Raw genomic sequence first — 13230 nt, 5'->3', positions numbered from 1 at the left:
GGAAAGCCGCGCTCAAGGCGCTCATTCTTGGGTGATGGAAAGTTTGCGTTTGGGTTCATCGCTGGTATCTTGGCATTAATACTGATCTATCTTTTTTGGCCTTCGGTGGGGTCAGCTTTGGAAGTAGATCAATGGATCGACCTCTTTCCGTCAATCATTGCAATTTCTGTCGCGTTTTTGAGCGTGTGGCTTTCCTACCAAGCGCTTCAAATCCAACATCGAATGAGACAAGCGGGGACTGACCCTGTAATCCTTGTCCACTTGGGAAGTAGAGAAGACGAACCCCTTCTGGTCACCGCCGAAATCACAAATGTTGGTGCCGGTGCCGCATGCAATGTGGATGTGAAATTCAATACCGATCTGTCAAGGTTCACCCCTGATAGGATCATGACTAATTTTGAAGACGACCTCTACCCGATCAAGGTCATTCCTCAAGGGCAGGCTGTGTCTTTCCTTTTTGGTACGGGGCCTAACTTACTCAAAGACCCACAGATTCCGCCAATACACATACACGTGAAATATGAAGACATCGAGGGGATGAGCTATCATTCAGATCAACTGATCGACCTAAAGGAATTGACTGCTCAAACCGCTGACAAGGCCCCACTCGCCCTCATCGCCGCATCCTTGAAGAAACTCGAAAAGCACTCATCAGAGAGGGCTCGGAAGGACCGGAAATTCCATGTAATTACACAAGACATTGACCACTTTCGCTCAGAAGAGCAACGTAGGTACGAAGAACAAAAGGCAGCCTACGAAGCCAGACAGCATAAGGATTGATCCCCATGTCCATTTTCGATTTCCTCTCCGGCCAGTTCATTGATGTCATCCACTGGACCGACGACACGCGCGACACCATGGTCTACCGCTTCGAGCGGCACGGCCACGAGATCAAGTACGGTGCCAAGCTGACTGTGCGCGAGGGCCAGACGGCGGTGTTCATCCATGAGGGGCAGTTGGCGGATGTGTTCCGCCCCGGCCTCTACATGTTGGAAACCAACAACATGCCGATCATGACAACGCTTCAGCATTGGTCGCACGGCTTCCAGTCGCCCTTCAAATCCGAGATCTATTTCGTCAACACCAACCGCTTCACCGACCTGAAATGGGGCACCAAGAACCCGATCATGCTGCGTGACCCCGAGTTCGGGCCGACCCGCATCCGCGCCTATGGCACCTATACGGTCAAAGTGAAGGATGCCGGCCGGTTCATGACCGAGATCGTCGGCACGGATGGCGAGTTCACGACCGACGAGATCACCTTCCAGATCCGCAACATCATCGTGCAGGAATTCTCGCGCACCATCGGCAGCGCGGGGATTCCGGTGCTCGACATGGCGGGCAATACCGGCGATCTGGGCCGCCTGATGGCCGAAGCGATCTCGGGCACCATCGACCAGTACGGGCTGGAGCTGCCCGAGCTCTATATCGAGAATATCAGCCTGCCGCCCGCGGTCGAGGCCGCGATGGACAAGCGGACATCCATGGGCGTTGTGGGCGACCTCTCGAAATACACCCAGTATTCGGCGGCCGAGGCGATGACGGCGGCGGCCAACAATCCCGGCGGCGATGGCGGCATGGGCGCGGGCATGGGGCTTGGCATGGGCATGGCGATGGCGGGCCAGATGGCGAACGCCCTTGGCGGCCAGAACGCGGGCCCCTGGGGCGCGAACCCGCAAGGCCAGCAGCAGCCCGCCGCCGCCGCCCCGCCGCCGCCGCCGGTCGAACATGTCTGGCATGTCGCCGAGAACGGCCAGACGAAAGGCCCCTTCTCCAAGGCCACGATGGGGCAGATGGCCAGCGCCGGTGAATTGACCCGCGAAACCCATGTCTGGACCGCCGGGCAGGATGGCTGGAAGAAGGCCGGTGAGGTCGATGAGTTGGCACAGCTCTTCACCGTCATGCCGCCGCCCCCGCCGCCGGGGGTGTGAGGCACAGGGGCCGGGGGGATACCTTCCGGCCCTTTTCGTTTCGCGGGCGGCCAAGCGCCTTCGAAGGCGCTTTGTCGGCAAATTCGAATTTGCGGGAGACAAGGTTTTTCGAAAAACCTTGCAGCGCGGTGCCGACGCCGCTGCGCTGACCTCAGCCGTGAAACTTTCCCCTCCCCTTTCCCGTGCCTGTGATCATGCGCATGACCCGCCATATCCGCCTGCCGCAGCGCCGCACTGTCCTGAAGGCGGTGCATTGGCTGATGCTGCCGCTGGTGATCTGGTTCCTGTTCATGACGCCCGAGGTGGTGCTGCGGATCGGCGGCGAGACCTTTTTCCATATCCATTCCAACGTGGCGCTGGTCTTCGTGACGCTTTCCCTGTGGTGGACGGCCTCCTACCTGCGCCGCGGTCTGGCCGGCCGACCGGGGCCGAAGCTGCCGCCCTGGGCGCGGCAGTTTCACCAGGTGCTGCACAAGGTGCTGATCTATGGCCTGTTCGGCGTCGCGATCACCGGGTTCCTGCTTGGGCTGACCTCGTCGACCCTGATGCGCGCGGGCGGGTTCCTGCCCATTGCCCCGCCTCTGGGACTGCACCGCGCCAATGAGATCGTGGGCCGGATCCATATCGTCGAGTTCTATATCCTCGCGTGCATCGTCGTGATCCATGCAGGCTTTCACATCTGGCGGCACCTGCGGCTCAGGGACAATGCGCTGCGCATCATGGCCCCGCGCGTGTTGCATCGCTGGTTGTAAGACCGGGCGCGTCGGTCCGAAATGCTGTCCCGCCAGCCCGATACCTGTATGTTGGGCGCAGGACGGGGGGGGATCAGCACATGCGCCAGCTCATTTCAAACGGCAATCCGATGGAGGACATTGTCGGATTCAGCCGCGCGGTTCGCGTTGGCCCCTGCATTTCCGTAGGCGGGACCGCGCCCGTCGACGCAGACGGCAAGACCGTGGGCGTCGGCGATGTCTTCGCGCAAACCACGCGGTGTTTCGAAATCATCAAGGCGGCGCTGGAACAGGCTGGCTCCGGTCTGCATGACATCGTCCGGACGCGGGTCATCCTGACGGATATCGACACCTGGAAGGACGCGATCGAGGCGCGAAAGGCATATTGCGTCGATGCACGCCCCGTGGACACGATCATGGCGGTCACCCGGTTCGTGAACCCCGAATGGCTGGTTGAGATCGAAGTCGATGCGGTCGTCGCCGCCGAAGCATGGCAGTAAGCCCCCCTTGGCGGCCATCGGGCTTGCATCGACGCGGGCCCCCACGCATGATCGGTTTCATAGCACCACCAGATATTTGAGACCCGATCATGAGCGATATTCCCCCCCTGCCCCCCGGTGCCACCCCCCCTCGCGGCCCGTGGGAGGATGAGGATGACGCGGTCGAAACCGACGCCCCGCAGGGCAACGAGGAACACCGCTTTCCCTGCGATCAATGCGGATCCGACATGCGGTTCGCGCCGGCAGAGGGCAAACTGATCTGCGACCATTGCGGCAATACCCGCGCGATGGACATGGTCGAGGACGCACCCGCGATCCGCGAGCTGGACTATCATGCCGCCCTCGGCGCGCAATTGCCCGAGGCAGAGATGGAGGAGATCCGCGTCTCCTCCTGCCCCAATTGCGGCGCGCAGGTGGAGTTCAACGAGGCCGATCACGCCACCGAATGCCCGTTCTGCGCCACCCCCGTGGTGGCCGATACCGGCACCCATCGCCATATCAAGCCCAAGGGCGTGCTGCCCTTCCAACTGGACGAACGCAGCGCGCATGACGCGATGAATGAATGGCTCGGCAAGCTGTGGTTCGCGCCGAACGGCTTGCAGGAATATTCCAGGAAGGGCCGCAAGCTGGACGGCATCTATGTGCCCTACTGGACCTATGACGCCGAAACGCGCAGCCGCTACGAGGGTCAGCGCGGCACGGTCTACTACGTCAACCGCACCGTGACGCGGAACGGCCAGACCCGGACCGTGCGCGAGCAGAGGATCCGCTGGACCAATGTGCGGGGCCGGGTGCAGCGCTTCTTCGACGATGTCCTGGTGCTTGGGTCGCGTTCGCTGCCGAAAAGCTACACCGACGGGCTAGCGCCCTGGAACCTGACCATGCTGGAGCCCTATACGCCGCATTTCCTGGCCGGGTTCCGGGCCGAGGGCTATACGGTCCAGCTTGAGGAAGGCTTTGACGAGGCCCGCGAGATCATGGACGCGCAGATCCGGCGCGACATCAAGTTCGACATCGGCGGCGACCGGCAACGGATCAGCCAGGTGGCGACGGACGTGTCGGACGTGACCTTCAAGCATATCCTGCTGCCGGTCTGGATGGCGGCCTACAAGTATCGCGGCAAGAGCTACCGCTTCGTGGTCAACGGCCAGACCGGCCGGGTGCAGGGCGAACGGCCCTATTCCGCCATCAAGATCGCGCTGGCCGTGATCGCGGGCCTGATCGTGGCGGCGGGCGTCGGCTATCTGGTTGCGATGAACCAGTAAGGTCGGACTGGTCAAGCCGCTGCGGAAACGATAGTTGTTAGCGCAAACATATCCTGACTGGAGACCGGCGAGATGATCCTGTGTTGCGGCGAGGCCCTGATCGACATGCTGCCCCGGCAATCCGAGAGCGGCGAGGCCGTCTTTGCCCCCTATCCCGGCGGCGCGGTCTTCAACACCAGCGTGGCGCTTGGCCGGTTGGGCGTGCCGGTCGGCCTGCTGACAGGGCTGTCGCGCGACCTCTTTGGCCAGCGGCTGGAGCGGTCCCTGCAAGCCAGCCATGTCGGGTATGACCTCGCGATCCGCAGCGACCGGCCCACCACGCTGGCCTTCGTGACGCTCAAGGACGGCCAGGCGCAATATGCCTTCTATGACGAGAACACCGCCGGACGGATGCTTGCGCCCGAGGACATGCCGGGGCGGCTGGAGGGTGTCTCGGCGCTGTTTTTCGGGGGCATTTCGCTTGCGGTGGAGCCCTGCGCCGAAGCCTATGCCGCGCTCTGCCTGCGCGAGGCGGGGACGCGGCCCGTCATGCTCGACCCCAATATCCGCCCCGGCTTCATCGCCGATGAGGCGCGCTACCGCGAGCGGCTGAACGGCATGCTGGCGGTGGCCGATATCGTCAAGCTGTCGGATGAGGATCTTGTGTGGCTTGAGGGGGACGGCGACCTGCCCGACCTCGCCGCAAAGGTGCTGGCGCGCGGGCCAAAACTGCTCTGCCTGACGGAAGGGGCCAGCGGCGTCACGGGCTACACGGGCAGCGGGTCGGTCTTTGTCGAGGCACAAAAGGCGCAGGTGGTCGATACCGTCGGCGCGGGCGATACGTTCAACGCGGGCTTCCTCGCGTCGCTGCACGGGGGCGGTGTGCTGACCAAGGCGGCGCTGGCGGATCTGTCCGACGGGGACCTGCGCGATGCGCTGACCTTGGGCGCCCGAGCCGCAGCCATCACCGTGAGCCGCGCCGGGGCCAACCCGCCCTGGGCCGCCGAGCTGGAATGAGGGCGCTCGTCCAAAGGGTGCGCGAGGCCGCCGTCCGCGTGGAGGGCGATGTCGTGGGGCAATGCGGCGCGGGCCTCATGATCCTGGTCTGTGCCATGCCGGGCGATGATGAGGCCGTGGCGCAGGCGCTGGCCGCCAAGATCGCCAAGCTGCGCGTCTTCACCGATGAGGCGGGCAAGATGAACCGCTCGCTTCTGGATACCGGCGGCGGGGCCTTGGTGGTCAGCCAGTTCACGCTGGCCGCCGATACATCGCGCGGCAACCGACCGGGCTATTCCCGCGCCGCGCCGCCCGACCTGGCCCGCGCGCTTTACGAGCGTTTCGCGGATGCGATGCGGGGTTTGGGCGTGGCAACCGAGACGGGCGTGTTCGGGGCCGATATGCAGGTCTCGCTGGTCAATGACGGACCGGTCACGATCTGGATCGACACCGAGGATTAGGCCCTCACGCGCGGCAGGCAGGCGGGCACGAGGAAGGTCAGGAACACCACCCGGAAGGTGTGGTGAAAGGCGACGAAGGCGGGGTCGGCCTCCAGCATCACCGAGATCGCGGCCATGGTTTCCAGCCCCCCCGGCGCGTAGGCGATCAGCAGTGTGGTCATCGGCATGTCCAGCGCCCAATACATGGCAAAGGCAGCCAGGACGGTCACGGCAAGCGCCAGCACCGCCAGCGCCGCCGCCGCCCCGAAAGCGCGCACGATCAGGCTTGGCGTGGTGCCCGAGAACCGCGTGCCGATAAGCGTGCCCATGATCGCGAAGCCCGGCACCGAGACCCAGAGCGGCACCAGACCCGGCGTCACGTCGCTGGCATGGCCGAGCGAGGAGACCACGAAGCCGCCAAGCAGGTAGGCCGCAGGCAGGCGCAGCCGCTTGAACCCCCACCCGAGCGCCGCCGAGACCGCCGCGAGACCGGCCAGCGATGCGATGGACAGGATCGGACCGGGCGGCAATCCGATGCTCAGGTCGGCCCCGCTGAGCATGGCGACCGCGAAGGGCACCAGCAGCGTCAGCGCCAGCACCCGCAGCGATTGCACGACGGTGACGATGGCGATATCCGCCCGGCTCTCGGCGGTGAGGGACAGCACGAAGCTCAGATGCCCCGGTGACGCCGCCAGCCGCGCGGTCAGGCGGTCGAAGACAAAGACCCGCTCCAGCAGGGCCGCGCCGGGCAGGAAGATCGCGACCATCGCCACGCTCAGCACCACGAGGCTCAATGGCCATGTCGCGGCGGCGCGCAGCATCTCGGGGTTGAGGCCCGCGCCCATGCCGATACCGATGGTCAGAAAGCACAAATCGCGCAGGATATCAGGCACATGCGTGCGCAGCCCCGCGACGCTGGCCAGCGTCACCAGTGCGGCGGGCCCGGTCAGGTAGGGCGCTGGCACGCCCGCCAGATGCGCCAGCACCGCGCCGCCTGCACCGAGCGCGAGGGTCAGAAGGATGGTCGGAACAGGGCCTTGCATGATGCGATCAGCCATACGCGCTTCGCGAGGGAGGGAAAAGACGGCACGGACAGGAAAAAAGGCCCGGTCCTTCGGGGGAAGGACCGGGCAGGCACTGAAGTTTGGGACGGGGGACGGTCAGTGCCGTTCATGCGGCGGGTCGGACGGAAAAGACCCGGCCGCAATGGGGGAAAATTGTTTCGTCATAACCATCGACCACCTGGCCATAACAGGCGACCGACGATTGCCCGAGATCGTGGGCAAAAGCCGAGGATGCGGTGTTCAGGCTGACCGTGGCGAAGGTCAGGATCGAGCGAACGGTGCGGGACATTGTCTTGGGCTTCCTCGGTCATGCGCGACATCATGCGCGTTACATGTGTAGGTCGTGTGACGGCACCCGCGGGTTCAAAGGAGTTTCGCCTTTTTTCCGGGTTTTTGCGGGGTGCGGTCAAAAAAAGGCCGGTGCCGATCCGTATGGGGAAGGGCACCGGCCAGGCGACGGGTCGGACGGGCGGGAGGCAGGGTCCGATCCGGGGAGAGAGGGGTATCAGCGGCGGCTGGCGGCGCGCAGGTTGGCGAGTGCCGCGCGGGCGCCGGGGCCGGTGCCGATGGCGTGGCGGGTGTGGACGGCGTGGGGCGTCAGGTCGGCGAAGGCCGCGCCCTCCCCGGGGCCGGTGAAGAAGGATTTGAGGACGGGCAGAAGGCGGGTCATGGCGGTCTCGCTTATCATCGGATGTGTCTGATGATGGGTCGCGCGCGCCGGGCCGGGGGTTCAAAAAATGACAGCTTTGTTAGGAAATCGGGCGCCGCGCTCAGCAGCCGCCGCGCACCAGGCCCCAGCCGTATTCGGCATCGAAGCCCGAGGGGCCGAGATCGACCGCCGAGCTGCGCATCCGCTCGCGCAGCGCCGCCACGGACAGACCGCCGCCCGCACCCAGACGCGCGGCCAGCGCGGTGACGATGGGCGCGGCATAGGAGGTGCCCGAGGCATAGCTGCCGCCCTGCCCGTCGGCGACGTAGAGATCGACACCGGGGGCGGCAAATTCGATGTGGTCACCGAAATTGGCGGCGCGGTAGCGGCGGAAGGCGGCATCGACGGCGGTGACGGCGATGACATCCGGGTGCGCCGCCGGATAGGCCGCGCGTTCGCGCCCGTCATTGCCGGCAGCCGCGATCATCACCGCGCCGCGCGCGGCGGCGAGGGTCAGCACCTCCTCCATCACCGGGTTCTCGGGGCCGGCGAAGGACATGTTGATCAGCCGGACATTGCGCGCCAGCAGGCGGTCGATGGCCGCCGCGATCCGCTCGACATCGGCATCGGTATTGCTGCCCGAGCGGCTGAACGCGGAGATTGCATGCAGGTTGGCCCCGCGCGCGAGGCCGCCCAGAACGCCTTCGGGGTCTACGCCCACCATCAGGGCGGCGACGGCGGTGCCGTGGCTGGCCGTCGGCGCGCGGTCATCGGGGTAGAGCACGCTTTCCGAGGTCACGGTCGCGCCCGCCAGCGCCGGGTGCCCCGCATCGACCGGCCCGTCGATCAGGCCGATGGTCAGGCGGCGGCCAAGCGTGCAGGTGCCGGGATCGGATATTCCCACCATCGAGGCGGCATAGACACGCGGGCGGCCCTGCGCCAACGCGTAGAGATTGTGCAGGCCGACATGGCTGTCGGGGGCGTTCGCGTCCAGCACGGCCTGCGCCGTGACCTGGTTGAGCGACCCGTTGAAATCGTAGATCGCGATGCGCAGCCCGAGCGCGGGCAGATCGCGGTAGCGCAACAGCGTCGCGCCGCCCCCCGTCAGCGCCGCGCGCGAGGCGTCGAACTGGGCGATGGGGCCCGAGACGATATATTCAGGCGCATTGAACCGGACGCGGGCATAGCGGTTGAAGGGATCCGCGACATGGCGCAGGGCGGGTTCCGAACCGCCATGGTCCCCTTCCGCGCCCGCCGGGGTTTCCGGGTTGGTCTGATCGTCACCCTGCGTCTCCCCCGGCCCGTCATCGGGGTTGGTCTGGGCCAGCGCCATTTGCGGCAGGGCGACGACAAGGAACAGCAGGGTCAGGAGACGGGCGATATGCGGCATGGGGGCGATGGCCTTCGACTATGGGTCTATTGCAAATCGTCGACGATCCCGGAATTGGCCAGAATGGGGCGCGCGGTCTCGTCCGAGACCGAGTCTAGCAGGCTTAGCCCGTAGAGGCCAAGGGCCGAGGGGCCCTGTGTGATCTCGACACCCGCTTGCAGCAGCAGCGCGCGGATCTCGGCCTCACGCGCGTCGGGGGCGAAGGCGATGGTGAAATCGGGGGCACCGCCCGAGGCGAGGGAGAAGCCCTCCTCAGTGGTGGGGGCTTCATCGGTGGCGATGCTGCGCCCGGTCTCCGGCGCATCGCCCGGACCGGGCAGCAGGTTCACCCCGAGCCCCACGGCCAGGATCACCGCGGCGGCGGTCTGCCAGAGGCGCAGGCGGGTCACGGGGACCACGTTGTCATTGGCGGCGGCGGGAGGCGCGGTCACGGGCGTCTCGGCCTCGACATCGCGCATCAGGCGGGCAAGGCCGAAATCGCCGGGGCTGGCGACCTCTTCGGCCTGCATGGTCTGCCGGATGGCCTGCAAGGCGGCCAGATCGGCGCGCAACTCGGCATCCGTCTCAAGCGCGGCCTCGACGGCGGCGCGGTCCGCACCCTCCAGCGTGCCATTGGCGTGGAACGGCAGCAGGGCCTCGATATCGTCACGGGAATAGCTCATCACGCCACCCCCCGCTCGACCCGGCCCGAGAGGCAGCGCATCAGCAGTTTCTTGGCGTGAAAGATGCGGGTCTTGATGGTGCCTTCGGGCACGCCCGCGACCTCGGCGATCTCGGCATAGGTCATGTCCTGGTAGAAGGCCAATGTGATGGCCGATCTGTGGTCGTCCTTCAGCGTCCCGATGCAGTGGCGCACATGGTCCGCCTCCTGGCCCGCGGCCAGGCAGGTGACGGCATCGGGGCTGTCATCGACCTGCTCGAAACTGTCATCGGTCAGATCCACGCGGCCCCGCTTGCGCATCACGTCGATGCTCTTGCGGTAGGCTATGCCAAAAATCCAGGTCTGCACTTTGGATCTCCCTTCGAAACGATCGGCGGAACGCCAGACATCCATAAAGACTTCATGTAGTATGTCGTTCGCTTCGTGCGGATCGTTCAATCTGGAGACGATGAATTTGTAGACCGGCCGTTCCAGCGCACGGTAAAGCGCGGCGAGGGCTTGTCTGTCGCCCCCCGCGATCCGCGTCATCAGGAATTTGTGATCGCTATCCATATGTTAAGGTCCGTCCAAACCCAGGTGCAAAGGTCTAGACGGTTTTCCGGGCTGCGCCAAGTGGGGGAAACCGGACCCGGGGCTTCAGCGCCGCCGCGCCGCCAGACGTTCCCGCATCCGCGCCTTGGCCTCGGGCGTGCCGTCATGCCAGGAGCCGAAGAACCGATCCCAGGGCACATCGAGATTGCCGTAATTGCACTCGAAATAGCGGTGGTGGATCTGGTGGTGGAAATTGCCCAGATGCAGGCGCTTGCGGTTGCGGAAGAGGACGCCCTCGAACCCGGTATGGGTGGTGATGGCCAGAAGGCCGTAGAACATCAGGTGAAAGATGACATGCACCGGATGGCTGGCGATGGCGAAATGAATGAGGACCGAGCCGAAATAGAACAGATGTTCCACCGGGTGCATGGAGAGGCCCGACCACGGGCCGATATCGGTGTTGCGATGGTGCAGCGCGTGAAAGCGATACATCGGCCCCAAGTGCAGGAAGCGGTGCATCCAGTAGAAATAGAAGCTCTCCCAGACCGGGATCAGGAAGAAGATGGCGATGAACCAGATCGGGTTGGTCAGAAACGTGATCGTGGCGGCATACCCGTTCGCCATGGCCCACCACATCAGGCACTCAAAGGCCGACCAGACCGTGACGCCCGAGGCGAGCGTCCAGAAGGCGTTATCGGCAAGCTGGCGGTCGAAGGTGAAGACGCGGCCCCGGCGCGGATAGGGGCGCGGGTCGTATTTGAGCGCCGTTCCCTGGCGCGCATAGCTGTGGAACCACAGGTGCAGCAGGCCCGCGACCAGGGTGACGATGACGGCGTTGCGCAGAAAGATCAGCGCGATCCAGCCGGGGGCGGGTTGTGCGGTCTGCTCCAGCGTCGGGCTGGCGAGATAGAGGCTGGCGAAGGAGATCGCGACGATGGCCATGTTGATCGTCAGGAAGAACCAGCTGTCGAGATACCAGCGCAGGGCGGCCACGGGCTGCGGCGGCCAGGACCAGAGCGGCGAGACGCGGATCGGCACCTCGGGCACGTGATTCCATTCCTGTCTCGTGTCGCTCATGGACCGTCCCTCCCGCGCTTGCAGTTTACGCACGGGCGGCGTGGCGGCAAGGGCTCAGATATCGGTCAGGGTGCGGATCAGGCGGCGTCTGAGCGGCGGGATCAGGGCGACCATGCGCAGCGCGCCGGTGATCGTCATGCGCGACAGCGCGCCGGTTGCCGTCAGACGGCGGCGGGCGGCCTCGGTCAGGTCGATGGTGCGCTTGGCGACCGGATGGCGGGCGGCGTGGTAGCCGGAGATGTCGCCCTGCGTGATGCGGGCGGCGAGGTCGGCGGCATCGGCGATACCGATATTCATGCCGCGCCCGCCGATGGGCGAATGGCAATGCGCGGCGTCGCCCGCGAAGGCGACCCGGCCATGGGTATATTGCGCCATCTGCCGGATCGAGAGGGTAAAGCGCCCCGCCCTGTGCATCCGCGTCACGGGCATATCCACCGGCAGCGCCGCCAGCGCGTCGGGCGTGTCGGCGATGATGCGAAAGCGCGCGGCTTCCAGCGGGACGACCACGGCGATGCGGCCCTGGTCCATCAGGAAGCCCTGGAACCAGCCGGGATCGGGCCAGTCCGGCGCCTCGACATCGGCGATGGACCAGTCCTGATCGAGGTCGAAGCCGGGGAAGTCCAGCCCGAGTGCCATGCGGGCCGTGGAGTGGACACCATCGGCGGCGATGACGTGGTCGAAGCGGTGGTCCTGCCCGTCGATCTCGGCGATTGCACCGTCGTCGGCGTGGCGCAGGCCGGTCAGCGGGGTGGCATGGTCCACCGCGCCTCCGAGGCGGCGGAAGGTCTCGGCCAGGTGATGCTCGGTGCGGTCCTGCGGCAGGCCGAGGAGCGGCGGGGGCGCGGGCGGATCGGGAAGCGGGATGCGGGCGACGCGGCGCGCATCGCGGTGAAAGAGGATGCCCCGAAAGCGGATCGCTTCCGTCAGGATGGGCGCATCGGTGCCGGAGCGGGCGAAGATCTCCATCGAGGCGGGCAGCAGGCCGACAGCGCGGGAAAAGCCGCTGGCCATCTCGCGTTTCTCGATCAGGCGCGGGATAATGCCAAGCCGCGCCAGTTCGACGCCCGCCGTCAGGCCGGTCGGTCCCGCCCCCACGATCAGGACGCGCGGATCAGTCCGCGTAGGTCGAGCCCTCTTCATCCAGTATCGCCTTCAGCTCGGCCAGGTGGCGGGTGTCCTGCTCGGGGTAGTCCTCCAGCATCCGCGCGGTTTTCTCGGCCACCTCGTCCGACAGGACGCGCAAAGGCTGGCCGGTTTGCAGCGCGCGGATATAGGTCTCGGCGGCGCGTTCGAAATAGTAGAGGCGGTTGAAGGTCTCGGCCACCGTTGCGCCGATCACCATGACGCCGTGATTGCCCATCACCATCACCTTGTGTTTCGGATCGGAGAAGAGCGCGGCGCAGCGGTTGCCCTCGTCCTCCATCGCCAAGCCGTTGTAATGGTCGTCGATGACGATGCGGTTGTAGAAGGTGGCGCAGTTCTGGTCGATCGGCGGCAGGCGGCTGTCCTGGAGGCAGGCCAGCACGGTGGCGTGGATCGAATGGACATGCATCGCGCAGCGCGCATGCGGGCAATGCCGGTGGATGCCGCCATGCAGGCCCCAGGCGGTGATGTCGGCATCGGTGCCAATGAGCGCGTCGGGGTCGTTGGCGTCCATCTCGATCAGGTCGCTGGCGCGGATGCGGGAGAAGTGCATCTGGTTGGGGTTCATCAGGAAGCGGGAGCCATCGTCGCTGATCGCCATCGAGAAATGGTTGGCGACGCCTTCATGCAGATTGAGCCGCGCGGTCCAGCGGAAGGCGGCGGCGAGGTCGATGCGTTCCTGCATATGGGTCATGTTGGGGCGGGCGGTGTCGAGGGACATGGCAGCTCCTTCCTTTTCGTGGGGTTTGCACCAGTCTGATCCGAAACGGCGCGAAAGACCATGCGCGGACGGGGGAGGCGGGCGCAGAATTTTCCTTCAAAATTCTGGGACCGGAAGAATTTTGAAGGAAAATTCTTCGGCCCCGGCGCGCA

At 65.4% G+C, this 13230-nt stretch carries 16 protein-coding genes; 7 read left to right on the top strand and 9 right to left on the bottom strand.

Going from position 1 to position 13230, the window contains the following annotated elements:
• Nucleotides 1-27: 27 nt before the first annotated feature.
• The 7 genes from HNS34_RS09520 to dtd all read left to right on the top strand — a co-directional run bounded on the left by HNS34_RS09520 (nt 28) and on the right by dtd (nt 5863).
• The gene (locus HNS34_RS09520) at nt 28-780 is read left to right on the top strand and encodes a DUF8453 domain-containing protein (RefSeq protein WP_172319818.1); all 753 of its coding nucleotides are present in this window, start codon (nt 28-30) and stop codon (nt 778-780) included.
• A 5-nt stretch (nt 781-785) separates the two neighbouring features.
• Entirely contained in the window at nt 786-1931 is a 1146-nt protein-coding gene (locus HNS34_RS09515) for an SPFH domain-containing protein (RefSeq protein ID WP_172319817.1), read from the top strand.
• A 200-nt stretch (nt 1932-2131) separates the two neighbouring features.
• The gene (locus HNS34_RS09510) at nt 2132-2683 is read left to right on the top strand and encodes a cytochrome b/b6 domain-containing protein (protein WP_172319816.1); all 552 of its coding nucleotides are present in this window, start codon (nt 2132-2134) and stop codon (nt 2681-2683) included.
• Nucleotides 2684-2763: 80 nt separating this feature from the next.
• Nucleotides 2764-3162, top strand: a complete 399-nt coding sequence (locus HNS34_RS09505) for a RidA family protein (RefSeq protein ID WP_235952673.1) — start codon at nt 2764-2766, stop codon at nt 3160-3162.
• 89 nt (nt 3163-3251) lie between these two features.
• Nucleotides 3252-4427, top strand: a complete 1176-nt coding sequence (locus tag HNS34_RS09500; RefSeq protein WP_172319815.1) for a TFIIB-type zinc finger domain-containing protein — start codon at nt 3252-3254, stop codon at nt 4425-4427.
• A gap of 72 nt (nt 4428-4499) precedes the next feature.
• Nucleotides 4500-5423, top strand: coding sequence for a carbohydrate kinase family protein (locus tag HNS34_RS09495; RefSeq protein ID WP_172319814.1), 924 nt, complete (start codon nt 4500-4502; stop codon nt 5421-5423).
• Nucleotides 5420-5863 carry a D-aminoacyl-tRNA deacylase gene (dtd, locus tag HNS34_RS09490; protein ID WP_172319813.1) on the top strand — a complete coding sequence of 148 codons (444 nt, stop codon included), beginning with the start codon at nt 5420-5422 and terminating at the stop codon, nt 5861-5863. Before HNS34_RS09495 ends, dtd begins: the two co-directional genes overlap by 4 nt.
• Here the strand turns inward: dtd and HNS34_RS09485 are convergent.
• From HNS34_RS09485 to HNS34_RS09445, 9 genes are all read right to left on the bottom strand, one after another.
• A complete protein-coding gene (locus tag HNS34_RS09485) occupies nt 5860-6900 on the bottom strand; it encodes an AbrB family transcriptional regulator (protein WP_172319812.1) in 1041 nt (346 codons plus the stop codon). The genes dtd and HNS34_RS09485 overlap by 4 nt on opposite strands.
• A 112-nt stretch (nt 6901-7012) precedes the next feature.
• The gene (locus HNS34_RS09480) at nt 7013-7195 is read right to left on the bottom strand and encodes a hypothetical protein (RefSeq protein ID WP_172319811.1); all 183 of its coding nucleotides are present in this window, start codon (nt 7193-7195) and stop codon (nt 7013-7015) included.
• A gap of 216 nt (nt 7196-7411) precedes the next feature.
• A complete protein-coding gene (locus HNS34_RS09475) occupies nt 7412-7576 on the bottom strand; it encodes a hypothetical protein (protein WP_172319810.1) in 165 nt (54 codons plus the stop codon).
• Nucleotides 7577-7676: 100 nt separating this feature from the next.
• Nucleotides 7677-8945: a S8 family serine peptidase gene (locus HNS34_RS09470; protein ID WP_172319809.1), complete on the bottom strand. Its 1269-nt coding sequence runs from the start codon at nt 8943-8945 to the stop codon at nt 7677-7679.
• 26 nt (nt 8946-8971) lie between these two features.
• Nucleotides 8972-9607, bottom strand: coding sequence for a hypothetical protein (locus tag HNS34_RS09465; RefSeq protein ID WP_172319808.1), 636 nt, complete (start codon nt 9605-9607; stop codon nt 8972-8974).
• Complete coding sequence (locus HNS34_RS09460; RefSeq protein ID WP_172319807.1) at nt 9607-10158, bottom strand: RNA polymerase sigma factor; 552 nt, start codon at nt 10156-10158, stop codon at nt 9607-9609. Before HNS34_RS09460 ends, HNS34_RS09465 begins: the two co-directional genes overlap by 1 nt.
• An 84-nt stretch (nt 10159-10242) precedes the next feature.
• A complete protein-coding gene (locus tag HNS34_RS09455) occupies nt 10243-11214 on the bottom strand; it encodes a sterol desaturase family protein (protein ID WP_172319806.1) in 972 nt (323 codons plus the stop codon).
• 54 nt (nt 11215-11268) lie between these two features.
• Nucleotides 11269-12354 carry an FAD-dependent oxidoreductase gene (locus HNS34_RS09450; RefSeq protein WP_172319805.1) on the bottom strand — a complete coding sequence of 362 codons (1086 nt, stop codon included), beginning with the start codon at nt 12352-12354 and terminating at the stop codon, nt 11269-11271.
• Complete coding sequence (locus HNS34_RS09445) at nt 12326-13078, bottom strand: class II aldolase and adducin N-terminal domain-containing protein (RefSeq protein ID WP_172319804.1); 753 nt, start codon at nt 13076-13078, stop codon at nt 12326-12328. Before HNS34_RS09445 ends, HNS34_RS09450 begins: the two co-directional genes overlap by 29 nt.
• Nucleotides 13079-13230 lie beyond the last annotated feature (152 nt).

The sequence above is a fragment of the Alterinioella nitratireducens genome (assembly GCF_013155465.1).
GTDB lineage: Bacteria > Pseudomonadota > Alphaproteobacteria > Rhodobacterales > Rhodobacteraceae > Alterinioella > Alterinioella nitratireducens.
Note: the sequence above shows the minus strand (reverse complement) of the source record. Positions and strands in the feature narration are given on the sequence as shown.